We start from the raw sequence: 25,888 nt of genomic DNA on the forward strand, positions 1-25,888 counted from the left end.
TAGCGATCGCTATTACTGTGAGTCGTGATTTTTAGGCGATCTCTGTTTTGCTCTTAATATATCGTATATTAGGTATTGGAGCCTAGATCAAATGTCTAGACTTTTAAACTTCATGTAATTACTACAAGAATTTAACCGTGATTACAAATGCTAGTAGCCTTACCCTTGGCGCTCTCCGTCAAACTTTTGGCTTGAGACTAGACTCTAGCGATCGCTTTTTTGATGAATGGTTAAATAATGCGCCGACTCTAACCGAAGGGGAACTACAAGGACTAGATCGCCTCACTCGAAACTATACCTATCTCAGTCAAGAAGAACCACCTCTCGAAGAAATTGTTAAGCTTGTAGTTATATCACCATTGCTAGATTTAGCAGGTTTCTATCAGTTTCCTTTTTTGGTAAAAGCAGAAGTAAGTACCAATATCGAAGTTGCAGACGAAGCTAATGCTATTGCAGTTCAAGGCAGGATTGATATTTTGGTGATTCAAGATAGTTTTTGGATTTTGGTAATCGAGTCAAAGCCTGCAAGACTAGACGTTACGGCGGGAATTCCCCAAGCACTTACTTATTTGTTGAGCGCTCCCAACTTACAGTCAAGTTGTTATGCAATGGTTACAAACGGAAGAGAAGTATTGTTTTTGAAATGCGATCGCCATCAAAATGTCCCTCAATATACTAGATCCAATACTTATCGGTTACTTGAAAATACATCAGAACGTATCCAAGTTTTGCAGGGACTTAAACAAATTGGGGCTTATATTGGCGATTTGAGGAGTTAGGCGATCGCTATTTCTCTGAGTCGTAATTTTTAGGCGATCGTTTAATAATTATTGGTCTTTGCATAGGCAGAAACCATCATAGGCATCGCCAATAACATCTCTGAACTAAACAACGAAGCTAACCGAACGACGGCAAACCTTGTAATTCAAGATAACTTTTGTTCCGTTTCGATTCAGTGATTTGTTAGCTCAGCTCATCATCTACTTTACAAACTTGAGGGGAAATAAACTCCTGAAGAATTGGTACGACTAGTTCCTCAAAGTGAATGAAATCATTGCTTTCATCTCGTTGTTTACAGACCCAATCACAGAACTTCGGTTTACAAAAATCTCTGACGGTAGTTTCTCCACCATAAGGTGTTTGTATGGAGCGTTCCTCATAGAAGCTGTCTTCAAACAATTCAACTGGGAAAAGATTCTCAATACCTTTAGTTACTTTAGTGTTATGAGTATTTTGAGGTATGCAGCGACTTGATAGCGAACCAACATCTTCAGCCTTTTTTCCTGTATCACAATCGTAAAGAAGTAGCACTCGTCGTGGAAATCGACTTTGATTATTCTCTAAAAACTTACGAGCAGCGTCTAAGTTTGTGTGACCACCACCTTTTGAACCTTCTTTTCCTGACTTGCCAACCTCATCAATTTCCAACTGCTCTAGAAGATCCTTGTGTCCTAATAACTCTAATGCTGTTTTAAGATAAGCAACATCTGTCCATCCCTCTGTTAAAACTAAAGGTTTAGATGCTCTTAACACTTGTTCTTCAACTGAATTTTCAAAAAGCTGAGTCTGACGATAATACTCGAATGACTTTAAAAACTCCTCAAATCTCTCAGTACTAATTTTTTTACCCGTAGGCATTTCTAAAATCTGAATGCCATTAGAACCAAATTCACGTTCCATACCGAGTAAAAAAAGTGGTGCGTGCGATGTGATGATAAATTGCACTTTTGGAAACAGTTTAACTAGTTTGGGAAGAACTTCATATTGCAAGTCTGTGTGCAGATGAGCATCAATTTCATCGATCAAAACGATTCCCTTGATTTCACTCAAGTTAATACTTTTTTGAAGATCGGTTCGATCCGCATAACGGACAATCGTAGCAAAGAGATTGAAGAGTAAAGCCTGTCCTGCTGAGAGATGGATCAGCGATGGGACAATAACACCATTTCCGAAACGGATTGAAATTCGTCCATGTACTGCATTACGATAGTTCAGTATCAGTTGAGCGTCTTTATCCTCAAGAACTGAACGGAGTAGTGATTCAACATTCTGCCGTCCTTTCTTTAACAACAATTTGTCTTGAACGTTTGCGTTTAGTTGCCACTGGAATTGCTGAGTACCTCCCTGAGTAAGCGGCAGGGGAACAAAATCTACATCTACAAGTGAGTCAAGCAATACATCCATTAACCACTGTCGATTGTCTTCAGCTGCCCGTTCAACAATTAATGGTTTTCCGAGTACGCCTGACATTCGTTGATTATTACCGAATAGAGGTTGATCTTCCACTGCACTAAAATTCAGCCAATGGGGACGCTCATGACGAGAGGACGGGAAAAAACAGACTGCTCCATTTTGGAAAAAAGTCTCAATCTGCTTCTCGTCTCCTGTAACTACCTTATGAAAGGGTTCGTTCTCTTCCCAGGATTTCACAGACTCAAATCGACCTTTCAGTTTTTCAGAATAATTCTGTGAATCGATTTGACCTACTTTTTCTACATAACAGAATTTACTATCTGTATCTGAGAACTCCAAAAGACTGAGACTGTTTCCAGATAGAGAGCGTATATCTCCACCGCTAGTTATTTTGAAAAATGGGCTATGCCCAATCTGTTGACCTATAGCTATATCGCTAAACTTCTTCTTCGCTAACTCTGCTAGTGCATCAAGAATATAGGCTAAGAAAATGGTTTTTCCGGTTCCATTTTTACCTACCAAAATTAACGGTTTAGGATTTCCTGCGGTGTCTAGATCCAATGAAACATCAAGTGCAGTAATCGGTCCAACATTCTCAATCAAGCATTCGCGGAGATACATCTCAAATATTTAAGTTATTTCTGACAAAGTAAGCATAAGCCATATTTTCATACATTTGTACTTGGATTCAAGAAAATCTTCCGATCTCTAGCTGCTGGCTGAAATGTAGAGCTAACTATGTATTGTCTTGCAAATCCAGTATAAATATTTACAAAATATTTATACTACATAAATTGTCAGATAAAGCTACCAATAAGTGTTATGACAAGATTTTTGTTGGGTAATATCCCTGAATAGAGTGTTATTTGGCAAAATGCAACCTTGTAGAGTGTCCTAGCGGAGAGTAAGCTACAAACAATTAGCATTAAGTAAAGTTTGGGTGCGTTACATTGCATTAACAAACACTACAAGGTCTGCGATCTCAGGGGAGTAATGTATTGCGATCGCTATTCCTGTGACTCGTAAAGCGTTAGGCAATCGCCTCAATTATCTAACTGCTAGAGGTTTTGCTGATAACTTAAGAACAAGGAAATAGGCGATCGCGTAACATAGAATTATAACTGACTTCAAAACAGCAAATTATATGCTAGAAGCAAATATACGCGACAACCAAGAGCTTTCTCAGCTAATCCAACAAGCCAACTCTAAGCGAGAAGCGATCGCCTTAGTCCAAGAAGGGCAACCAAAAGCAGTAGTCATCTCAGTTGCTCCCGACTTAATGAATTCTCGACATTTAAAAAGCTGGTTTACTAATTGCTTTTAGATAAAAATTAAAATTCCCCAAACCAATAATTAAATTGATTTGGAGAACTAATAGTGTTCTAGTGTAAAAGAAGAGGTTAACTTCAGTAATTGTAATCTAACAATCAGTTGTAAAGATAAGAGGTAAATATCGGGTAGAAATCGGGTATTTTCCTAAAGCTGCTTTAAGCGATAGCCCAATCCATGAACTGTCTCAATAAAATCATCGGCAGCACCTACGTCTTTAAGTTTATACCGTAAACTCTTAATGTGAGACTTAACAGTTTCCTCGCTGGGAGGGTCATCAAGCGACCAGATGCGCTCAATAATTCCGGCTCGACTTAGCACCCGCCGACCGCTAGAAACCATTAGTTCTAAAAGAGCAAATTCTTTAGGTGTTAGGTGTAAAGGCTTGTCAGAGTATGTGGCTTCATAAGTGCTAGAATTTAAACGCAGATTACCCCAACCAAAGTCTGAAGAAGATGTTGCGGCACTATTGCGGCGCAACAGGGCGCGAACACGAGCCATTAACTCTGGCATTTCAAAAGGTTTGACCATATAATCATCTGCTCCAGCATCCAACCCGATAATTTTGTCACCAAGGGTATCGCGTGCTGTTAACATGAGTACAGGTATTGTGATATTACGCGATGGGCTACGTACTGATGTAGGCGATCGCAAGCGTTGACAAAAACTTACACCATCTAACTTGGGCAAAGTAATATCTAGTACCACCAAATCATATTCCAATACTTTAATGCAATCCCACGCTTCCTCTCCATCTTGGGCTATATCTACCACATATTGACGGTCAGTTAGGGCTTCCATCAGCATCTCTGCTAGCTGAACATCATCTTCGACTACCAAAATACGCATTGTGATAATATTTCTGTATTAAAAAATAGATAATACTATATTTTTTTTAGAAAAATAACTTTCCAATCAGGTTTCTTATAATAAAGTGAGTTAGACAGGGGAACAACTTTTACAGTAAGAACCCCTAAATATGACGATGACAAGGAGGAAATAAGATGTATTTTTTAATGAGCTTGAACAAAATTGCTGAGTTACAAAGTGGAATCGCCTACATTTGTAAACAGTACTCTGATAGCACTAACAAGCAGTAAAACTCCAAATATTCTCGCCAATATCACATTAGATAATCCTGTTCCTATTTTAGCACCCAGCCATCCACCTAATACAAAACCCAAGCAGAGCAATCCTGCTATTTTAAAGTCTACATATCCTTGCTTGTAGTAAGTCCATGCAGCCAAAATATCAATCGGAGGAACAAGCAAAGCTAATGTTGTACCCTGAGCTTGGTGTTGAGATAAGCCAAACAGAAAAATTAAGGCAGGCAGAATAATTATGCCGCCGCCAATTCCAGTTATTCCGCTTACTATTCCTGCAATTAGTCCCAAAATTAGACAAACTAAAATGTTATCCATAGCTTTGAAAATCCTTGATTTGCGACAAAAGATTAAAACATTTACTTTCTCTAGGCTAGAAAAAATATTTGATAATAATTTGTCATTGTTATGAATAAGCTATGACATTTTTATTGCTTTTGTGTGTTCATATATACAATATGATTAAAAGCTTTTATTAAATTAATAAGAAAAAATATTTGTTTTTATAAATGAAAAAATATAAACTAAAACCAACTAACCAGTGTGAAACTAATTGGTGTTTTTACCTATAAAACCAAATAGTGGAGAATAAACCTTGAATACTCTGGATTTTTCGCTATTAGTATGGTTTGGCTCCTTGAGCGCTGGATTTTTAGGAGCTTTAACAGGCTTGGGTGGTGGCGTAATAATTGTTCCTTTCCTATCTGTAGTTTGTAGAGTGGATCTCCACTATGCTATTGGTGCTTCCTTAGTATCTGTGATTGCTACATCTAGTGGAGCAGCTTCTGCTTATGTAAAGGAAGGTTACACTAATATGCGGCTAGGGATGTTCCTAGAAATAGCAACAACCTTTGGCGCTGTAGCTGGAGCGGTTGTGGCAGCGAAGATTTCTACTGGAGCGATCGCTATTGTATTTGGGATTGTTTTACTTTATAGTGCGTACCTATCTCGTAAACCCTACTCCGAAAACATCGATAATTTACCGCCAGATCCCCTGGCAACACGCTTGAAGCTAAATAGTACTTATCCAACTTCTACGGGAGAACAATCTTACAACGTGCGTGGTGTTCCCTTTGGATTTGGGCTAATGTTTATAGCTGGTGTATTTTCCGGCTTGCTAGGTATTGGTTCGGGAGCGCTCAAGGTGCTGGCAATGGATCAAATAATGCATATTCCATTCAAAGTTTCCACAACTACCAGCAATTTCATGATTGGAGTAACAGCAGCTGCTAGTGCAGGAATATATCTAAACCGAGGTTATATCGACCCCGGATTAGCAATGCCAGTGATGTTGGGAGTACTGTGTGGTGCTGTATTGGGGGCGCGAGTACTTGTCAGAGCCAGGGTACAACTTTTGCGAAATATTTTCAGTGGTGTGATTTTGGTACTGGCGCTGGAAATGATCTACAAAGGTCTAACTGGGAGGCTTTAAAATGGTTCTAAACAGACGTACTAAGTTTGAGCAGCGTTTTGAGCAATTTATTGGCAATCTGTTAAGAGTCGGGGTCATCCTTGCTACCGTTCTGGTTCTAACGGGTGGAATTTTGTACTTAATTCGCCACGGGACAGAGGTTCCTAATTACCAGTTTTTTCGGGGAGAACCAGCAGAGTTTCGCACTCCAGCCGGGGTAAAAACATCAATATTATCAGGTCGTAACCGAGGCATTATTCAACTAGGACTACTGCTACTGATTGCTACTCCAGTTATGAGAGTGTTTTTTTCTCTGTTAGCCTTTGTTCGACTAAAAGATTATACCTATGTAATTGTGACTCTAATTGTACTGACTGGGCTGATTTACAGTCTTATTGGAGAAAATTCTTAGATAGGTCTAAGTTGGCTTCCTATTACTTATGTTACTCTTGTATAAAGAATAGATACTCCTGTCTCCCTTATGACAAGCTGTTGGAGCCGAGGGAGCAGAAGGCGAAAGGTGCAAGGAAAAAATAATAGTTAGTACAATACTTTCTTTAATAGCTTCAAGAGTTTATTAGAACAGTGTTAGAAGTTGAAAACTCGCACACATACCTTTAAATTACTATTTTGTCAATCATTCTTATTTATCTTTTTGAAAAAAAATCAAAATAGCTCGTATTACTTTATTACTTTAGAGTTTAGATAGAATTACAAGTTTAAAAGCTTGTATAGTATCTAGCCTGATGAGACTACCAAATAAATTTGAATACTCACTTCTAGCGATGTTGGCATTGGTAGATTCCTACCAGAATGGCGATCCAATGCAAATTAAACAAATAGCAGAGCTAAAAAGTATACAAAATCGCTACTTAGAACAACTACTAGCAACATTAAGATGTCGAGGTTTAATTAATAGCATACGTGGCGCGAAGGGCGGCTACATCTTAGCACGTGACCCCCGAAAAATCACAGTTTTAGATGTTTTGACTGCCATAGAGGGAGTAGAGATTGATGCACCTGCCAACAATACAACTATTGAAACTATGGAATCGGGCATAGTGGAGGAGGTTTGGCAAGAAGCCTGTCAATCAGCTAACTTAGTTTTCCAAAAGCATTCACTCCAAGACCTTTGGGAAAGACGGTCTAAACGTCAACAAAGGGAACTTATGTACTATATATAAAAAGGTAAATATTGTAACAATGTTTAACAATAATCTTTTTTCCGAACCTTTTGGTGAAACAACTGATGTGGAAATTTGGCTTAGTCGGGCTGGGCTAAAATTTGAAGACTTAGGTAATGATCTCACTAGTGTAGCCATTCGTAAGCAATGGCGGGAATATCAAGCGGCAGTGCAAAGATGCTGTGCAACCTTGCATCAACCACCAGAACGTGTTCAACTGAGTGGCGTTTATCAAAAGTTGAGAATACCTACTAGTGAAGCAATGAGGTATAAAGTTCTGAAGACTTGCTGTGAGGTTTTCATCTGGAAAAATTAAATGCGTCTCAGCTTAGAACATTTTTAATTTGATTTCGGACGAGGAAAATTAGAAGGTGGCTGGAAGTTTTCTACTGGTACACCCTTAAGTGCCTTATGCATAAAATCACGCCAAATAGGAGCAACCATACCTCCGCCTGTCGCGTGGCTAGATAATTGTCGGTTGTTGTCCCTCCCTACCCAAATGGCAGTTGTTAACTGCGGTACCGTACCAATAAACCAAATATCTTTCTCTGAGGAAGTTGTACCTGTTTTTCCTGCAACTGGACGACCTATATCTGCACCTCTACCAGTTCCTTCTTTAACTACCGTTTGCATTACGTCTAAAATTGCTGCTGATGCCCAAGGGTCAAGAACTCGCTGAGGTTTAGGAGTATTATCTATTAACACATTGCCACTACCATCAGTAACACGGGCAATAATCGTTGGAGGCGATCGCCAGCCGTAATTAGCAAAAGTTGCATAAGCGCTAGCCATTTCTAATGGTGTCACACCGATCGCACCTAGTGGTAAAGAACTCACCGGTTCCATCGGACTCATAATTCCCAAAGTACGGCAAGTTTCAATAACTTTATTCATACCCACAGCTTTGCCAATTTTGACTGCGGGGACATTACGAGACTGGGCTAGGGCTGTACGAATCGGTATTGCTCCCATAAATGTATTATCGTAGTTTCGGGGATAATACCAACCGTTACCATCACGATAACTAACTGGAGTATCTAGGATTGTTGTATTTGGTGTAAATTTACCACTAGCAAAGGCAGTATAGTAAACAAACGGTTTAAAAGAAGATCCTGGCTGACGGTGGGCTTGAGTTGCTCGGTTAAATTCGCTAGTTTTTGAATCTACACCACCCACTAGTGCTTTGATAAAATGTGTGCGAGGATCAATTGCCACTAAAGCCATTTGATTATTGTTTAATCCCTCACTTTCAAGAGTTTGATGCCACTTCTTGATAGTTTCTTCTGCCATCATTTGGAAGCCTGCATCTACTGTGGTTTGTACGTGCATTCCTCCTTTGAGCAACGTTTCATGCCCAAACTTTTTAATTAATTCCTGGGCTACAGTATTGGTAACGTAAGGCAAAGCACTACCTTGAAATGACTTGATTTCACCAAGTTTTATTTGTTGTTTGAGAGCATCATTATACTCTTGTTGAGTAATCCAATTTAATTCCAACATTCGCCCCAATACTTCTTTTTGTTTTTGTTTTGCCAACTTCATGCTGACAAACGGGCTAAATTCTTCTGGAGCTTGAATCAAACCCGCCATCATTGCTGATTCGCCCAAAGTCAAATTTTGCGCTGATTTTTTAAAGTAAGTACGTGCTGCTGTCTGAACACCATAGTTATTGTGACCCCAGTAAACTTGATTGAGGTACATCTCTAATATTTGGTCTTTACTGATAACTTGCTCTAAGCGAATTGCTAATACTGCTTCTACTATTTTTCGGGTAAAAGCGCGTTTTTGAGATAAGAAAATATTTTTTACTAACTGCATGGTGATTGTAGAACCACCCTCTCGCACTTCCCCAGATGCAAAATTGACTAATGCAGCACGTCCAATACCACCGGGATTAATACCATGATGCTCGTAGAAGCGACTATCTTCACTAGCTAATACTGCTCGTATTAAATTGGGGGAAATTTGATCTAAAGGCACTACTTGGCGATTAGCTTCCCCATGTATACGTGTTAAAAGCTTGCCTTTAATATCATAGATATAAGTTGTTTCTGAAGGTACAAAGTTTCGTAGTTGTCTAACATCTGGTAAATCGCGGAAACTAATAGCTAAACCGACTAGTCCTCCAGCCAGCACGGAACTTGATAGCATAGTAATTGATAAGAGTGTGCCACCAGTTATTTGACCAACTCTTTTGAAAAACTCAAAACTAGGTAAAGTCTGAGTTTTTGATTGTTTCTCTTCAAAAGTTTTAAATGAAGACACGGCAATTTAATTTCCTCACTTATATTTTTAAATCCTCAGTATGATGCCTAAAAATTAGAGATGATAGAATAAGATAATCAGAGTTTATTTCATGAAAATCTATCAACCCGCTTTGATTTAGATAACTCACTTGGTTTAGCAGGTAATGGTCAAGAAGGGTTTGGATTTTTGAGTTGTAATGAGTTTTTTAAAATAAAACATGAGTCTTACTATATAAAATTAAAATTCTCCAAACAAACAATTAAATTTATTTGGAGATATTTTAGTGCAAGAGAGTTTTAATTTAATTACTATTTTAACAACTGGTTGTGGAGATAAAAGGCAAAAATCGGGTAGAAATCGGTTAGTAAGAAAGTTTTTTAACTAAGCTTAATATTGGAAAAATCTTTACTTTGATGTAAGGTCTTGGATAAGATATGGACTCTGAACCATTAATGATTAATTAATTTTTTCTATGAAATGGTCACTGGAAAGGAAATGGATTGCCTCTGGCTTTGGCTTGAGCTTATTATTAATGGGTACAGCTAGTCTGATTTCTTACCAAAATGCTACTCAGTTAATTGAAAGTAGCAATCAGGTGAAAGACACACATGAGGTAATGAAAAATGTTATTGACATCTTCGCTACACTAACCGATGCAGAAGCCGGACGCAGGGGTTATATTCTTTATAGAGAGCAATCAGAACTCAAACGTTACTATCAGGCAATGCAAAGCCTGGATGCCAAAGTTAAAAAATTGCAGCAACAACTTGCTGATGACTCTTATCAACAGCAGCAAATAACGAAGCTAAAATTCCTTATTGCTCAAAGAGTTCAATTATCTAAACAGTCGATTAACCTCAGAGAAGCAGGTAAATCAAGCTTTGCTATTCAAGCACCTTTAGTTACTCAAAGTAACCAAAACCGTAATCAAATCCGCGAAACGCTTACTCAAATGCAAGCTAGGGAGGAACAGTTACTACAAATCTCGGTCAGACATTCCCAAGAGAATATCCGCAATCGGATGTTGATTGAATTCCTCGGTACTTTCTTGAGTTTTGCCATTTTATTAGGCGTTTATGCCTTGCTTTATCAACAATTAGTAAAGCGCCAAGAAGCAGAAGCTATTCAACAGACTTTAGCTCAAGAAAAAGAACTTAGCGAATTGAAGTTACGCTTTTTTTCAATGGTATCCCATGAATTTCGTACACCATTGAGTATTATATTGGGGTCGGCTCAACTATTGGCTCAAAGTAATCAGCAGTGGACGGAAGAGAAGAAACTTAAAAATCTGTATCGCATTCAATCTTCTGCTAGGTCAATGAACCAGTTACTAACCGATATTTTAACTTTGACTAGGGCAGAAGCTGGGAAATTAGAATTTCATCCAGAACTGATAGATTTGGAAGCATTTTGCATTAATTTGATAGAAGACCTCCAATTTTCTAATCAACAACAGCATACTATTAAATTTATCAGCCAAGGGAACTGTACTCATGCCAAATTAGACGAAAATATACTTTATTCGGTTCTGAGTAACTTACTCTCAAATGCAATTAAATATTCACCTCCAGAGGGAAGTATTTTCTTAATTCTTAGTTGTGAATCATCCGCAATATTTTTCCAAGTCAAAGATAATGGTATAGGAGTTCCTTCGGAATTTAAAGAGCATTTATTTGAGCCTTTTCATCGTGCTAATAATGTAGGCAAGATTGTTGGCAGTGGACTAGGACTTGCTGTGGTTAAAAAGTGTTTAGAAATACATCATGGAGAAATTTATGTAGATAGCGAAGTAGGAGGTGGAACAAGTTTTACGATAAAATTTCCCCAACAAGGAACAGTAATAGTCAAGAGTAAATTAAGCAGTCATGATTAAACTTAAATTTTCTTGGTTATAAGGTTTTTATCCTTACTATTTAACAAATTCATTTCGAGAGAAAGATGTCAAAAATATACCTGTTAATACAAAATATAATTAGAAAAAACTAAGGTTAATTTGGAATGAACAATGCCACACGTATTACTTGTAGATGATGAAGCGGCTCTTTGCGACAGTCTTACCCATACACTAATACCGTTCAGTTAAGCCCAAAAACCTTAGTAAAGACGCGAAATTTTACGTCTCTACATGTCTAAAATCAGTACCAAAAATCCTTAACTGAACTGTATTGAGTTATACAGTACAAAAAGAAGGTTACACGGTGACTACAGCCGCCGATGGACGGGTTGCGCCTATGTAATTAAGTTTTTACCATGATAACCGTACAATTACTCTTGCGAGAAATATTCTCGGCAATATTTCCTTGAATCGCTTGTTGCAGTAGGCTTTCACGGCTAGCTCCCAGAACAATAACATCACTATTGTCTTGTTCTGCACACTTGAGGACAGCATCAGAAACAGAATTGGCACGAACTGGAGTAGCTACCACTTTACCACTAACTCGGCGTTGCAGAAAGTGAACAGATTTATCTAGTAATGTTGTATCAGGAATGGAGTTATTAGGCTGGAAAACCTGACATAGCTTGATTTGAGGTGATGTACTTAAAGAAGCCAGAGCAGGTAATAACTTAATTGCTTGGCTGGAGTTAGGGCCACCTGCCATTGGCAACAACCAACGGTCAAAGGATCTTTTATCATCTAATTTAGCCAAGATAACATCACAACCTGCCTGTCGAATTATGGTATCCACCACTCGGCTAAAAACTCTACCAGGAGTTGATGTACTGCCTTTCCATCCCATCAGCACCAAATCAATATGTCTATCTTTGACAGTCTCTAAAATTGCCCCAGCAACATTATGTGTAACTCGGATTTGGGTGTGAATGGGAATCCGCCATTTCTCTCCTAATAATATTGCCTGTTGCAAAAGTTGAAGACTTTTGGCGGTTTGCACTGGTGTTTCCGATGGGATGCGGCTAGACGGAACGATAATCACTTGTAGGCATTCTATTTCGTAATTGCGATCTTTGGCGATCGCAACTGCCATTTCTAATAAAGTCTCAGCTGTCTGGGGATGTGAAAGTGGTACTAACAACCTTCCTTTGCCTGTAGCTGGAGCGCGAGTTTGGTAAACCACATAAGAAGGTGCTGATTTACGTTCTATTTGTTCGCTATTACCACTCAGTTGCTCTGCTTCTACACGGATAATATCACTACGAGTAATAATTCCTATGAGCTTGCGACCTTCTGTAACAGGCAAGCAGCTGAGGTGATAACGATTGAGTATATGCAGTACATGAGCCAGTGTAGCTGTGGGAGTTACTGTCACTGGCTCTGGTGTCATAATCTTGCTAATAGTTGTATCTTTGCCTAACTGTTGCGAAGCAATATTAACTAAATCTTTTTGAGTAATAATACCAACAACTTTACCATTCTCTAAAACTGGGAAGTTGCGATGGTGAGAGTCAGAAAATGCCTGTACTGCTTCATCAGTACTCATTTGGCTAGAGAGAGTTTCCACACGCCGTTGCATCACATCTACAGCACTCAGTTGTGCTAGAAGTCCCTCTGTGCTAGGCTCCTTGGTGATGTGAATCCCTTTCCACTCTAGTAGAAGGTCGTAGAGCGATCGATGGTCAATTTTTTCTGCTACTAAATAGGCAACCACAGACGCAATCATTAGCGGTAGCACCAGATTGAAATCTGTTGTCATCTCAAATACAATGACGACTGCTGTAATTGGTACCTTAGAGACGGCGCTAAAAAAAGCAGCCATGCCGACATGAGCATAGACTGTTGCAGCACTCATTCCCAGTAAACTGTGTTCAACAGCACCCACTAAATAACCAAGGGCAGCTCCCAACACCAAGGTTGGAACTAGTAAACCCCCTGGCGCTCCAGAGCCGTAGGTAAAAATAATTAGGGTAAACTGAACTAAAAGAGCGATCGCTGCAAATGACCAGTTAGTATTACCCGCAAGCAAAATTTCTCTCAGCCCAGCATGATCCCGAAAGGCAGCAGGTAACAAGGCGATCGCCAAACCACTGACTAACCCAGCAATTCCAATTCGCCAGGGTAAACTCACATGTAGCAGGCGGCGGTTAATTGCTAGACTCTCAAGGATACCTTTATTAAATAGAATGCCTAGAAGTCCCGCCAGTACTCCCAAAATCAAGTAGAAAGGGATTTCCTGAGCGAAGAAAGTTGTATCGGGAAGACCTAAATTTAAATGATTTAGATCCAGGTTGTGGCTACCATAAAGCCGGGAGATGACTGAAGCGATGAAAGAAGCCAAAATCGCAGTACCAAGAGTGATACCTGACACATCTTGGAGCAATTCTTCCACTACAAAAAGCACACCTGCGATCGGTGCATTAAAAGCCGCAGCTAATCCCGCCCCGGCTCCGGCGGCGATCAGTTGGCGACGATGCTCTGGTGAAGTCGGTACCCAGTTACTAAGTTGATTTGCCAAGGCTGCCCCAATTTGGACAGTTGGCCCTTCCCGTCCCAAAGGCATTCCCGAACCCAACACTAACGTAGCGCTGATCAACTTCACCAAAGCAATCCGCAGATTTAACGGCATCGGTACGCGAGCCAATACCGCTTTCACTTCCGACATTCCACTACCTGATGCTTCAGGTGCAAAGCGTTCTACTAGCCAACCAGCTAAAAGTCCCCCTACTAGTCCAATAGCTGGTAATACTAAGTAGGCAGGCCAATGGTAAGAAATACGCACTCGCAATGCGCCTGCCCAATCCACTGCCTGTCCTAACAGAACTGCCGCTAACCCAGAAACTAGACCAATCAGGCAAGCTTCCACGAAAGCCAAGCGCCTCGGTTGAAGCAGTTGACGGGAAAGCCTCAACCAGAGAATTTTACCCCTGGCTAACATATTTTTAGCAATCACTTGTCACCAATGAAGGTATATAAATATCTGAAATGTCTTACCGTTCACCCTATTCATAGAGTTTCATAAGAAAATGAAATCAGAATGAAATTTTTCTATGCCTAAAGATAGATATGTGCAGTAGCAGTACAAAACTTGTGACATCTTGTACTGCTTGAAAGTGGGTATTTGTTAGCGGCTTTTACGACTAGGTGTGAAGGTTAATTGAGTAACGGCCGAATAGGAATTACCAAACAGCCCTCCTCTATTAGTTGCATCACCAGCAGGGTTATTAGCTAGACCGTCATCTACTACATAACCTGCACTGAGTCGGATCTGATTATTAAACCGATAAGCAAAAGCTAAACCAGCGCCATCAAAGCCAGTCCGGTAAATTACAGGGTTAAAGAGTGCAAACCGGGAAAGAGTACCAGTTTGACCCTTACCAATCAAGGGATTGAGTGTCGGGGTAAAAGCCGCTGGTGCCAGTGCCCTTGGTCCTATCCAAACAGTGGTTTTAGCTCCAAGTGGGAAGCGATAGAACTAGAACAATCTGTCAAGATAAACAGATTTACCTGCTCCCGGTGTCCCCAAAAAAATCAAGCTTTGACTGGTATCTACCAAACCGTCGATCGCTCTTGAACCAGCTGCAACAAGCGAACTCAATGCGGTACTGTCTACTACTTGTGGTTCACTGTCCTGAATAAGATCAGGTGAATCCTGATCGGTTGGAGTAGTCACAGGCGTTAAGGTTGCAGTGGTTTCAACAGTCTGGGACTCAGTTTGAGCAGATGGTTTCTCAGCCAAAATCTGCTCTGCTAGTTCAGGGTTATTCTCCAGCAGCAGCATGGCATACCCATCAAGTAGCTGCGGCTCAAAATCCTTAAATCGAATATCCGAGGACAAAACCAGCTTCTTCTCTTCCTCGTCAGCTAAAATCGCCTGCTGTAGAAGTATAAAAAAGTTGTACAATTTTGCAAACGTTTTCCCTGTAAGGATTTGGGAATATTTGCTTCAAAATTCAGTGGCGATGCCTACGGCGGGCTGCGCCTACGCATCCCAAGTGTAAAGCTGAATCAACAGCTTGAGGAAAGCGAGGGATGCGATGGCGTAACCGCCCACCGCAGGCATCGCACTCTATTTCACTTTACCTATAGCCGCTAGCATGGAGCGATCGCAGCATTTGTACACGCACAAAATTTTTGTTTCCATAGTGTGCAAATAAGAATCACGATCGCTTAATCCGGCGATCGCATCTCGTGATTCGGTATGAGATGTATAGACAGTTATGAGTACTGAGGTTATAACTCAAGGAAGATGGACTTTCATCATAGGGAAGCCAAAACTGAACCTCAAAAATTGGCAACCATAATTAAATGAAGCGACTTGTTGACTTCAGCCTACCTCATAGCTATTTAATCCAGCAGTTAGCTAAGTATCCTTATCTTCAGGTAATTACCCCAACTTCACTTGCAGCACGAGCATTAAAAGTACCACACCAAAGCTTAGAAACTTTGGGAAAACAAAGTTTGCTAAAAGCAGGTATTCGAGTTGCACCAATACTAATCGCATTACGCTTGCTGCATACAGCAGTAGGTACAGTTATTCAAACATCTGATGTTGAAGGAACTACACGCGCTCTGTCTTCTGCCGTCAAAGCTATATTGCGTGCCGGAATTAATCTAAAATCATTGGCTGCTGCTAATAGTAACCGTACTAAACAACTAGCTCTTTTGACTCAAACATACGTAAGTTTGCTGAGAGAGGAGGGCATGATAGATCCTGCTGAAGTTCTGTGGCAGGCTAGTAACGTTATTACCAAACGTCAACCCGTTCTGATTTATGGTTACTTTCATCCGCGCATTGACCAACTTAACTTTTTAAATGCGATCGCAGATGATGACAGTGTGATGGTATTGCCTTGTCCAGAGTCTAGCAACTTTGTCGATACTAAAAAAGCTGTGGAATGGTTACAGCAGAAGGGCTGGGAAGTACAAGCCTTGGAAGAAACGACTATTTCACTAGGCGAGCAACTGCAAAATTGTTTCCTTAATACAACAATAGTTCCCCCTGATGTCAAAGCCTACATTTATCCACACTTGGAATCAGAGGTACGCGGCACGTTAGCCCAGGTAAAAAATCTTCTCAGCCAAGGAACGCCAGCAAATGAAATTGTGCTTGTAGCTAGGGATGATACACTCTATGGCCCGTCAGTGTTAGATGTAGCTTACGAGTACAAATTACCAGTACGCGCTCTTTATGGAGTACCGTTAAACGCCACTAGGCTGGGAGCTTGGGTGCAGTTACTATTGGAAGTTATCGAAGAAAAATTTCCCTTTGAGTTAACTGCCAGATTGCTTAGGCATCCCTTGTGTTCTTTTTTGTCTGCCCAAGTTTGGCAAGAAGCTCGTAAACAGCATCCATCTGACCTTTTGGCATGGCAAAGTTTGGGCGTTAACCTTTCCCTGCTCGATTGGCAGTACGAAGATACTCGCGCTAATTGGGTAGAACGGATGCAAGATGTATTGAATAAGTTTAACTTGCGTCAAGGTGCAGGACGTTGGGCTAGGGAGATTGTTGCTTATTATGAATTTCAGGAAGTGCTGGTGGACTTGTCGAAACCAGAAGAGGAGGTCATCACTTTCGGAGAATTTGCTGCGGATGTTATGGGCAGTTTAGCACTGGTGACAGTGCCTGCCCAACCTGGTAGAGGAGGTGTGGAATTACATACACCCCTTTCCTTATTTGGAGCAAAATTTCAGCACGTTTTTGTCTTGGGTGCAGTAGAAGGTATTTTACCAGCGCTAGTACAAGATGACCCAATATTGGATTTCTATGAACGTAAACTACTGCGCCAACAGGGGTTTGAGTTTGAGGATGCGGCACAAGCAGCGCGAAGAGAATTAATTTCATTCTACGCTTTACTACAAACTCCTACCCAAAGCTTGACTTTTTCTTATCCGCAGCTGATTGGTAAGGAAGCCACTTTACCCAGTCCTTATTTGTCCCGATTGAGATTGGAAGTTGTGCAACCTCCACCTTTACCTGTTGCCAGCTTAGAAGAGGCACGACAAATTTATCTTCGACGTGAAATTTTACCAGACGATGATGTTTTACCACAGGCAGTTCATGCTTGGAATGTGGAAAAACGAAGAGAAGGAGCAGACCCTTATGATGAGTATGATGGAGTAATTGGTCTGCCATTAGACCCGGATCGACGAGTATTTAGTGCATCTCAACTAACTGCTTTGGGTCAATGTCCCTTTAAATGGTTTGCTAATAAAGTTTTAAAATTGGCAGAGTTGGAAGAAGCTGAAGAAGAATTAAGTTCAGGATTAAGAGGTTCTCTGTATCACCGTAGTTTGGAACTAGCTTTATTAAATACTTCAGATTTAACCAGAATTACAGAGAATTTACAATCTGCTTTTGTGCAAGCAGAACAAGATTTAGAGTTACCTGTCTTGTCAGCCTGGGAAGCTCGGAGAATAGAACATTTAAAAGTTTTAGGGCGTGCCTGTGTGCAAGCTGATTTTCGTCAATCAGAGGCAGAGTTTTTCCATGTAGAGAAAGAGTTTAGTGGAGAATGGCACGGCTTAAATATTAAAGGTGTAATTGATAGAATAGACCGCACTCCCCAAGGTTTAGTTTTATTAGATTACAAAACCAGTTCTCAAGTGCCAAAGGGTATCAAAGATGAATCTGGTAAAGCTAATGTAGATATTCAACTACCTCTATATATTCACTTCGCTAGTACAACTTTATTTCCTGGGGAAACAGTACATGAAGCTTATTATTATTCTGTAACCAAGGGCAAAAAGCTTCCTAAGAAACAACCAAGCCAAGAAACACTAGAAGCGATCGCTCAAAAAATCAAAACTTTCTTGCACACAGGATATTACGCAGTTGAACCGGATGTCGATCAAGATGCCTGTCAGTATTGTCCTTACGACTTAGTTTGTCGTAAAGGTTCTCGCCAAAGCCGCAAAGGAATTAACCTATGAGTTTGACTGAACAACAGCAAAAAGCAGCCTATGCCAATGGTAGTGTTGCAGTCATAGCAGGTGCGGGCACTGGTAAAACCTATATGCTTGCCGAACGCTACTTGTATCATTTGCGGGTGCGTGAGTTTTCACCTTTAGAGATTGTTGCAGTTACATATACAGAAAAAGCGGCTGCGGAGTTGCGATCGCGCATTCGTCTTTTAGTCAGTCAGGAATTACCAGAACGTTCTGACTTATTGGCAGAACTTGAGGCGGCTCAAATTAGTACTATCCACGCTTTGGCAATGCGAATCTGTCGGGAACATTCCCAAGCTGCGGATGTGCCACCTGATTTTACAGTTTTAGATAAACTGGAGGGAATTCTTTGGGTAAGCCAGTGGTTAGATGAAGCATTGGATTCTTTGCCAGTAGAGCTTTACGAAAAAATTCCTTACTCTTTGATGTCCCAAAGTTTGCAGACATTACTTAAAGACCCAATTGCTGCTGAGAAAGCTTTAGTACAGGGTACTGAAAAATGGCAGCAATTGGCACAGGAGTTACAAGCAAAAGCTCTTCGTGAGTTGTTGCAGCATCCAACTTGGAAACAAGCACGCATCACTTTACAAACTTATGTGGGACAAGCAAGCGATCGCTTGGAAGTAGAAACCCGTCAACCAGCTTTGCAAGCAATGAATGCTGTAGAGTCGGGAGAAAATATTATAGAATCGCTATTGGTGATAGCTGGACTCAAAATTAATTTTGGTAGTAAAAAGAATTGGCCAGAGGGAGCCTTAGAAATTGTTAAAAAAACTATCAATGAACTGCGAGAATTAGTCCAAAAAGCTCTTAAAGATGGTTTAGTAACTCTAGAATTTGGTGTGGCTGATGAGCAGTTAAAGACTATGCTACCAGCACTGCAAGAAGCGTTTAGTTTAGTACAAAGACATATTAATCAAGAGAAACACCGTTCTCGTGTTTTGGACTTTGCAGATTTAGAAATTGGCGCACTGCGAGCTTTACAAGATGAGCAAGTACAGTTTTATTATGCTCAACGGTGGCAGGCTTTCTTAGTCGATGAATTTCAAGATACTAACCCTGTTCAGTCGGAGATATTACAATTACTGACGCAAAATACTTTACTAACTATAGTCGGGGATGCTAAACAATCAATTTATGGGTTTCGCCGTGCTGATGTTGAAGTATTTCATAGTTGGCGCGATCGCATTACCAGTTGTGGTGGAAATGAAGAGATTTTAACCACTAGCTTCCGCACTCACAAACTACTGGTGGATAATATCAACAATATATTTGCCCCATTGCTAGGTAATATACACCAAAATTTAGATGCTCATCGCGCAGACTGCCCTAATTCTTACCCACCAGTACAAGTTTATACAGTACAAGCCGAGTCAGACATCAATAAACCTCAGCGTTTAAGAGTAGAAGCTTGTCATATAGCGGAACTACTCAGACAAATGCTAGATGACCAAACCCCGGTTTACGATAAAAAAACTCAGATGTTGCGTCCAATGCTGGCTGGAGATATTGCAATATTGTCTCGCACATGGGAACCGTTGGAAGTTTACGGCGAAGCTTTGGAAAGTGTGGGAATTCCTGTCGCTTTGGCTGGCGGTGGTAATTTACTGGCCACAAGGGAAGCTAAAGATGGTTGGGCATTGTTGCGTTTTTTGGCTGATCCCAGTGACGATTTAGCTTTAGTGGCAGTGCTGCGTAGTCCGTTTTTTGCAGTTAGTGATAGAGTTCTGTTTACTTTCATTCAAAGCCAAGAGGAAAAGAAGACCACAGAAAAAGACGAAGAATCGAAAACTAACTGGTGGCAAAAACTAAAATCATCTGATATTCCTGAATTGCAGCGACCAATACTTGTATTGGGTCAACTGTTGCGCGATCGCAATTTAGAACCCCCAACTCGCCTTTTGCAACTAGCAAATCATCTAACTGGTTACACTGCTGTCATTACTAACTTACCGGGTGCAGCACGGCGAGAAGCTGACTGGCGAGGTTTTCTAGAATTAGTACAGCAGTTAGAACATGGCAGTAGTGATGTGTTTGCCGCAGTCCGTCGTCTCAAGCGGTTAGCAGCAGCAGAAATAGAAATACCCCGTTTACCTTTATCAGCTAATGATGCAGTGGCTTTAATGACTATCCATGCTGCTAAAGGGTTGGAGTGGTCAGTAGTAGTTATTCCTGATTTAGCTCGTTCCCAATCCCATCCCAGCGAAACAGTTTACTTTGATCCTGCATACGGTGTTGCTTTGAAGCTAGAGGATGAGCAAGGTGAAACTCAAAAACCTGTGCTTTACGTTTGTTTGGAGCATTTGCGTAAAAGAAGGGAAGAAGCAGAGGCGTTGCGGGTACTGTATGTAGCTTTAACCCGTGCGCGAGATCAACTAATTCTGACTGCAACCGATGAATCTGGTGGGAGTTTATCTAGGCTGTCCACTGGTTTAGCTGCTGCGGGAATTTCTATAAATACTATTCCTTTTAATTCAGAATTAGCACAACCCCCGGTGCCACCAGAACCGCCTTTACCACCAGAACCTCATAGTTTACTAATCAATTCTGTCGGATCGGGTTTATTTGAATTGCCTGTCACTGCTTTAAGTGAGTATGCCTTATGTCCCAAACGGTTTGCTTATCGGTTTATACAAGGTCATCCAGGGATTGGCTCAGGTGTTGGAAGGGCAAGGCGAGTCGGAACTTTGGCACACTTGGCTTTAGAACGGGATATCCGCGACTTAGAAACACTAGCAGGATTTGACGTTAGTTTGGCAAAAGAATATGTTGATGAGGCTTTGCAGCTAGCACGGCGATTTGATGAGGTGGCAGATTTTGCCTTGTTTCAAAAAGGGCAGTGGGAATTGCCTGTAAATTTGAATATTGGGCGCTTGACCTTTAACGGTATTGTTGATTTGTTAGGAGAAGACTGGGTTCTAGATTTCAAAACTGACCAAGAAATAGACCCACAACATCACCGCTTTCAGCTTTGGGCTTATGCACAAGCAACAGGAAGCACTAATGCTCACATAGCTTACCTGCGGCATGATTATTTGCACTCATTTAGCATTGAAGAATTGCAAAACACTGGTCAAGAGGCAGAAATTTTAGTTCAACAGATTTGGGATGGAAATTTCCTGGCTAATTCTTCCCACGCTAATTGCGGCTTTTGTGCATATCAGGAAATTTGCGACGAACGTTATCAAGCAACAGATGACGCAGTAGAGTCAACTGCCTTTCAAATGGCAGACACAGAAACTCAGGATCAGGAAGACAGGGAAACAAATGAAAATTCTTCTTCATCCGCAAAGTTATCGTCTGAGGTGAACACGCAGCCTGAACAACCAAATATTGCTGAATATGAATTAATATCCACAAAAATTAGCAGCTATTTTCCCCAAGCCGCAGAACTGTACTATCGGCTGATTATAGTTCCATGTGATGCCTGCGGCAGGCAAAGCGATCGCACTCAAAAAATCAACTTTGAAAAAATTGCCGAATTCGGTAACAATAGATACATAAATGTCAACCTAGAATTGAGTCGAGAGTTACTAGAGGTGACACAACGGCAGCATTTTTTAAAAGCAGAAGAGTTATTAAGAAAAATAATTGGGAATCCTGATAATAGGGTAATTTTTTTAGAACACTTGGAGATTCTGTTTGATACTTCTCTCAACCTTGAGCCATTAAAGTGTCTCCAAAAATTAGCCCGCAATCGTACCATTGTGGCTAGATGGCACGGTAATATTGAGAACAATAACTTAATTTATGCTGAATCAGGACATCCTGAGTACCGTCGTTATCCTGTAGAGGATTTTTTAATCGTTAACCTCGAACAGATGGAAGCCAGCTAAAGCTAATAACTAGAGTAAAAATGCTGCTATGAAATACGGTGAGTTAATTCAATTTGAGCCGATTGAGACTGTAATTCAATTACAGGATGCTAGTGAATTAGCTGAGGCACAGCGACTGGTTTCCACTTATGTAATTTCTCAAGAAATGGCAGATCGTCTAGCATCTGTAGTTTTTCCGAATTTGCAATTTGAGCAGCCTGCTGATAATAAAGGTATTCTGGTTGTCGGAAATTACGGTACTGGCAAGTCGCATTTAATGTCAGTGATAAGTGCGATCGCAGAACATACAGAACTTTCTAGCTATCTGCAAAATCCTCAAGTTGCTGAAAGTGCGCGTCCCATTGCTGGTAAGTTCAAGGTGATTCGCATAGAACTGGGTTCGACAACAATGGATTTGCGAGAAGTTGTCTGTTCTCAGTTAGAAGAAGCACTCTTAACTTGGGGGATTGGATTTCAGTTTCCCTCAAGGGATACAATCTCTAATCATAAGGGTGCATTTGAAGATATGATGGCGCTTTTTCAGGAACAGTTTCCTGAGCAAGGTTTGCTGTTTGTGGTAGATGAACTCCTAGACTATTTACGCAGTCGTAAAGACCAAGCGCTATTTCTCGACCTCAGTTTTTTGCGGGAATTGGGCGAAGTTTGCAAAGATTTGAGGTTCCGCATTATTGCAGGTTTGCAAGAAACTTTATTTGATAATCCTCGTTTTGCATTTGTAGCTGATGCAATTCGCCGAGTTAAAGACCGTTTTGAGCAAATATTAATTGCTCGTAGAGATATTAAATATGTAGTTGCAGAACGTCTGTTAAAGAAAACCGCAGACCAACTAACAAAAATTCGAGAGCATTTAACTCCTTTCGCAAAGTTCTACGGCAATATGAACGAGCGAATGGATGAATTTGTCAGGCTGTTTCCCATCCACCCGGATTATATTGATACATTTGAGCGAATTACTGTTGCTGAAAAGCGGGAAGTGCTGAAAACTCTGTCTCTGATGATGCAAAAATTGGTCAGCCAAAATATGCCGCAAGATGCACCGGGTTTAATTGCTTACGATAGCTACTGGGATAATCTCAAAGAAAACTCTTCCTTCCGCGCAGTTCCTGATATTCGCGCAGTGATTGATTGTTCCCAGGTGCTAGAAGGACGCATTCAGCAAGCTTTGACTCGTCCTATCTATAAGCCAATGGCATTGCGAATTATCGCCGCGCTATCAGTACATCGTTTAACTCTAGGAGATATTTACTCACCTTTGGGTGCAACACCAGATGAGTTAAGAGACAGTTTATGTCTTTATGACCCAGTAGTAGCAGAGTTAGGGGGTGAGCCTGCGGATGATTTGCTCTCCCAAATTGAAACGGTATTGCGGGAAATTTATAAAACGGTTAGTGGGCAGTTTATTTCTTCTAACACTAATAACCGTCAATATTATATTGATTTAAAGAAAACAGATGATTACGATGCTTTAATTGATAAACGATCGGAGAGTCTCGATAGTTCACAGTTAGACAAATATTATTTTTTAGCGCTCCAGCAGGTGCTGGAATGCACAGACCAAACTTATGTCACTGGTTATCGCATTTGGGAGCATGAGTTAGAGTGGACAACCAAAAAAGCTACTCGCCAAGGCTATTTGTTTTTTGGTGCGCCAAATGACCGTTCTACCGCAGTTCCATCAACAGATTTTTATCTGTACTTTATTCCACCTTTTGACCCGCCACCGCCATCTTATAAAAAAGAAAAAAATGCTGACGAGGTTTTCTTTGAATTAGCAAAGCCTGATGATACCTTTCGGCAGAATTTGAACAAGTATGCAGCTGCATTAGACTTAGGTTCAACTTCATCGGGACAAGCGAAGAGAAGTTATGAAGATAAGGCAAAAAGCTTTTTACGTAATTTGGTTAATTGGCTGCAAGAACATATAACAACAGCCTTTGAAGTTACTCACCAAGGAAAAAGTAAATCATTTTTGGAATGGATGAAGGGTGTTAAAACAGCGAGTGGTGCGCGTGCAAATGTACGCGATCTTCTCAATACAATTAGTTCTGGCTGTTTGGCTGGTCATTTTACCGATCAAGCACCAGAATATCCTACTTTTAATGTGCTGATTACCAGTGCGAACAGAAGCCAAGCTGCACAGGCCGCATTGGGTTTTATTAAGGGTAGCAGCAAAACCCAGCAAGCGATCGCAGTTCTTTATGCTTTAGAATTACTCGATGGCGACAAGCTCGATGTTCATAGCTCCAAATATGCCAAGTATATTTTGTCTCTTCTACAGCAAAAGGGTTCTGGCCAAGTTCTCAACCGTGTAGAAATTATTCAGGATGTGTTGGGTGTGGAGTATATGGCTCCTGGTCAATATCGCCTAGAACCTCAGTGGGTAGTGGTTTTGTTGGCGGCATTAGTTTACAACGGGGATATAGTATTAGCAGTTCCAGGTAACAAGTTTGATGCTAATAATTTGGATATTTTGGTAACTACTTCTGTTGAGGAATTAATTGACTTTAAGCACCTTGAACAACCGAAAGATTGGAATTTACCTGCACTGAGAGCATTATTTGAGCTATTAGGATTGACACCAGGAATGGCTCAGTTGATCACTCAGGGTAAAGATGAAGCAGTTCAAGAATTGCAGAAAGCTGTTACTGAAACAGTTAATCAAATTGTATTAGCACGGCAGAAATTACAAACTGGGTTAATTTTCTGGGGACGAAATCTTTTAACTGATGTATTACAAAATGAATATCGCTCTAATTTAGACCGAACTAAAACTTTTCTGGAGTCACTGCAATCTTTTACTACTCCAGGTAAGCTGAAAAACTTCCGCTATGAAGAGCAAGAAATCACTACACACCGTAGTGGTTTGCAAACCCTGGCAGAAATTACCGCACTACAAGATTTACTCACTAATTTGGGAGCAATTGCATCTTACCTGACAATAGCCGAGGCAGTGTTACCGAGTGAACATCCTTGGTTAGCTAAAATGCGACAGTTGCAGGGAGAAATTCTGACAGATATCTTAAATTCCCACAAGCGTTCTACAGCTAGTTTTCGCCAGCAAAGCTTGCAAAAACTAACAGACCTGAAGCAGCATTACATCCAAAATTACATGGCATTGCATACTACTGCGCGACTAGGTGTAAATGAAGGCAGGCTCAAAACCCAGTTGCTTAAAGATGTGCGATCGCAAAGTTTACAGAAATTGACGACAATAGATTTAATGCCAGCTAGTCAGTTCCGGGATTGGCAAAATAATCTGGCAAGTTTGAAAACTTGTGCAGTATTGACTGAACAGGAATTGCAAGCCACAGCAATTTGTCCTCACTGTCAGTTTAAACCGGCAACTGAGGCAATAGAGATACCTGCTAGTAGCAATTTAGGAGAGATTGAAGCTGAGTTAGATCAAATTTTGGCTAACTGGACGCAGACACTACTGGCAAATTTGGAAGACCCGACAACGCGAGAAAATTTGAATTTACTCAAAACTGAGCAAAGACAGTTAGTAGATGAGTTTTTGACATCGCAGGCTCTACCTAACCCCCTAACAAATGAGTTTATTCAAGCAGTTAAGGAAGTGCTTTCCGGTTTGGCGAAAGTGGTGGTGAAGTCGCAAGACTTACAAAAGGCTTTGCTAGCTGGAGGTTCGCCTTGTACTGTGCAAGAGATGAGAAAGCGGTTTGAAGATTATCTTAGTCACCTAACAAAAGGTAAGGATTCAGCTAAGGTAAGGATTGTTGTGGAGTAGG

The 25,888-nt window shown here is 40.7% G+C and carries 17 protein-coding genes; 10 read left to right on the forward strand and 7 right to left on the reverse strand.

What is annotated here, in order from left to right; genetic code table 11:
- The first annotated feature begins 137 nt into the window (after nt 1-137).
- Nucleotides 138-779, forward strand: coding sequence for a type I restriction endonuclease subunit R (locus tag ACYTXL_RS12325; RefSeq protein WP_461924991.1), 642 nt, complete (start codon nt 138-140; stop codon nt 777-779).
- 184 nt (nt 780-963) lie between these two features.
- Here ACYTXL_RS12325 and ACYTXL_RS12330 read toward each other — a convergent pair whose 3' ends face one another.
- Nucleotides 964-2,796 (reverse strand): AAA family ATPase, encoded by a 1,833-nt coding sequence (locus ACYTXL_RS12330; protein WP_461924992.1) that lies wholly within the window; start codon nt 2,794-2,796, stop codon nt 964-966.
- Between the two features lie 541 nt (nt 2,797-3,337).
- Here ACYTXL_RS12330 and ACYTXL_RS12335 point away from each other — a divergent pair.
- Nucleotides 3,338-3,517 carry a hypothetical protein gene (locus ACYTXL_RS12335; protein ID WP_323204503.1) on the forward strand — a complete coding sequence of 60 codons (180 nt, stop codon included), beginning with the start codon at nt 3,338-3,340 and terminating at the stop codon, nt 3,515-3,517.
- A 152-nt stretch (nt 3,518-3,669) separates the two neighbouring features.
- Here the strand turns inward: ACYTXL_RS12335 and ACYTXL_RS12340 are convergent, their stop codons facing one another.
- Together ACYTXL_RS12340 and ACYTXL_RS12345 are read right to left on the reverse strand one after the other, a co-directional pair.
- On the reverse strand, nt 3,670-4,371 hold the full coding sequence (locus ACYTXL_RS12340; RefSeq protein ID WP_461924993.1) for a response regulator transcription factor: 702 nt from the start codon (nt 4,369-4,371) through the stop codon (nt 3,670-3,672).
- Nucleotides 4,372-4,562: 191 nt separating this feature from the next.
- The gene (locus tag ACYTXL_RS12345; RefSeq protein ID WP_461924994.1) at nt 4,563-4,943 is read right to left on the reverse strand and encodes a TSUP family transporter; all 381 of its coding nucleotides are present in this window, start codon (nt 4,941-4,943) and stop codon (nt 4,563-4,565) included.
- Nucleotides 4,944-5,220: 277 nt separating this feature from the next.
- Here ACYTXL_RS12345 and ACYTXL_RS12350 point away from each other — a divergent pair, with 277 nt between their 5' ends.
- The 4 genes from ACYTXL_RS12350 to ACYTXL_RS12365 all read left to right on the forward strand — a co-directional run bounded on the left by ACYTXL_RS12350 (nt 5,221) and on the right by ACYTXL_RS12365 (nt 7,536).
- Nucleotides 5,221-6,057 (forward strand): sulfite exporter TauE/SafE family protein, encoded by an 837-nt coding sequence (locus ACYTXL_RS12350; RefSeq protein ID WP_461924995.1) that lies wholly within the window; start codon nt 5,221-5,223, stop codon nt 6,055-6,057.
- A 1-nt stretch (nt 6,058) separates the two neighbouring features.
- Entirely contained in the window at nt 6,059-6,448 is a 390-nt protein-coding gene (locus tag ACYTXL_RS12355; RefSeq protein ID WP_292793249.1) for a DUF1634 domain-containing protein, read from the forward strand.
- A gap of 334 nt (nt 6,449-6,782) precedes the next feature.
- Nucleotides 6,783-7,220 carry an RrF2 family transcriptional regulator gene (locus ACYTXL_RS12360; protein WP_461924996.1) on the forward strand — a complete coding sequence of 146 codons (438 nt, stop codon included), beginning with the start codon at nt 6,783-6,785 and terminating at the stop codon, nt 7,218-7,220.
- Nucleotides 7,221-7,239: 19 nt separating this feature from the next.
- Nucleotides 7,240-7,536 (forward strand): hypothetical protein, encoded by a 297-nt coding sequence (locus ACYTXL_RS12365; RefSeq protein ID WP_292793245.1) that lies wholly within the window; start codon nt 7,240-7,242, stop codon nt 7,534-7,536.
- 23 nt (nt 7,537-7,559) lie between these two features.
- On the opposite strand, the gene ACYTXL_RS12370 is transcribed toward ACYTXL_RS12365, so the two are convergent.
- Nucleotides 7,560-9,485 (reverse strand): transglycosylase domain-containing protein, encoded by a 1,926-nt coding sequence (locus ACYTXL_RS12370; protein ID WP_461924997.1) that lies wholly within the window; start codon nt 9,483-9,485, stop codon nt 7,560-7,562.
- 454 nt (nt 9,486-9,939) lie between these two features.
- Here ACYTXL_RS12370 and ACYTXL_RS12375 point away from each other — a divergent pair, with 454 nt between their 5' ends.
- The gene (locus tag ACYTXL_RS12375) at nt 9,940-11,340 is read left to right on the forward strand and encodes a sensor histidine kinase (RefSeq protein WP_461924998.1); all 1,401 of its coding nucleotides are present in this window, start codon (nt 9,940-9,942) and stop codon (nt 11,338-11,340) included.
- A gap of 364 nt (nt 11,341-11,704) precedes the next feature.
- Here the strand turns inward: ACYTXL_RS12375 and ACYTXL_RS12380 are convergent, their stop codons facing one another.
- The 3 genes from ACYTXL_RS12380 to ACYTXL_RS12390 form a co-directional block, all read right to left on the reverse strand.
- A complete protein-coding gene (locus ACYTXL_RS12380; RefSeq protein ID WP_461925036.1) occupies nt 11,705-14,296 on the reverse strand; it encodes a chloride channel protein in 2,592 nt (863 codons plus the stop codon).
- A 186-nt stretch (nt 14,297-14,482) separates the two neighbouring features.
- Complete coding sequence (locus ACYTXL_RS12385) at nt 14,483-14,743, reverse strand: hypothetical protein (protein ID WP_461924999.1); 261 nt, start codon at nt 14,741-14,743, stop codon at nt 14,483-14,485.
- A gap of 90 nt (nt 14,744-14,833) precedes the next feature.
- Nucleotides 14,834-15,262, reverse strand: coding sequence for a hypothetical protein (locus tag ACYTXL_RS12390; RefSeq protein WP_461925000.1), 429 nt, complete (start codon nt 15,260-15,262; stop codon nt 14,834-14,836).
- 404 nt (nt 15,263-15,666) lie between these two features.
- Between ACYTXL_RS12390 and ACYTXL_RS12395 the strand changes: the two genes are divergently transcribed.
- From ACYTXL_RS12395 to ACYTXL_RS12405, 3 genes are read left to right on the forward strand one after another with little or no spacing between them, the layout of a single operon-like run.
- Nucleotides 15,667-18,291 carry a PD-(D/E)XK nuclease family protein gene (locus tag ACYTXL_RS12395; protein WP_461925001.1) on the forward strand — a complete coding sequence of 875 codons (2,625 nt, stop codon included), beginning with the start codon at nt 15,667-15,669 and terminating at the stop codon, nt 18,289-18,291.
- The gene (gene brxF / locus ACYTXL_RS12400; RefSeq protein WP_461925002.1) at nt 18,288-22,142 is read left to right on the forward strand and encodes a BREX-3 system P-loop-containing protein BrxF; all 3,855 of its coding nucleotides are present in this window, start codon (nt 18,288-18,290) and stop codon (nt 22,140-22,142) included. Before ACYTXL_RS12395 ends, brxF begins: the two co-directional genes overlap by 4 nt.
- Before the next feature lie 28 nt (nt 22,143-22,170).
- Entirely contained in the window at nt 22,171-25,887 is a 3,717-nt protein-coding gene (locus ACYTXL_RS12405; protein WP_461925003.1) for a DUF6079 family protein, read from the forward strand.
- Nucleotide 25,888 lies beyond the last annotated feature (1 nt).

Source organism: Nostoc sp. (genome assembly GCF_054880495.1).

Coding starts and splice junctions, on each gene's coding strand:
- ACYTXL_RS12360 (WP_461924996.1), top strand. CDS start 6,783: ATGAGACTACCAAATAAATTTGAATACTCACTTCTAGCGATGTTGGCA.
- ACYTXL_RS12345 (WP_461924994.1), bottom strand. CDS start 4,943: ATGGATAACATTTTAGTTTGTCTAATTTTGGGACTAATTGCAGGAATA.
- ACYTXL_RS12355 (WP_292793249.1), top strand. CDS start 6,059: ATGGTTCTAAACAGACGTACTAAGTTTGAGCAGCGTTTTGAGCAATTT.
- ACYTXL_RS12375 (WP_461924998.1), top strand. CDS start 9,940: ATGAAATGGTCACTGGAAAGGAAATGGATTGCCTCTGGCTTTGGCTTG.
- ACYTXL_RS12340 (WP_461924993.1), bottom strand. CDS start 4,371: ATGCGTATTTTGGTAGTCGAAGATGATGTTCAGCTAGCAGAGATGCTG.
- ACYTXL_RS12365 (WP_292793245.1), top strand. CDS start 7,240: ATGTTTAACAATAATCTTTTTTCCGAACCTTTTGGTGAAACAACTGAT.
- ACYTXL_RS12335 (WP_323204503.1), top strand. CDS start 3,338: ATGCTAGAAGCAAATATACGCGACAACCAAGAGCTTTCTCAGCTAATC.
- ACYTXL_RS12380 (WP_461925036.1), bottom strand. CDS start 14,296: ATGTTAGCCAGGGGTAAAATTCTCTGGTTGAGGCTTTCCCGTCAACTG.
- brxF (WP_461925002.1), top strand. CDS start 18,288: ATGAGTTTGACTGAACAACAGCAAAAAGCAGCCTATGCCAATGGTAGT.
- ACYTXL_RS12405 (WP_461925003.1), top strand. CDS start 22,171: ATGAAATACGGTGAGTTAATTCAATTTGAGCCGATTGAGACTGTAATT.
- ACYTXL_RS12395 (WP_461925001.1), top strand. CDS start 15,667: ATGAAGCGACTTGTTGACTTCAGCCTACCTCATAGCTATTTAATCCAG.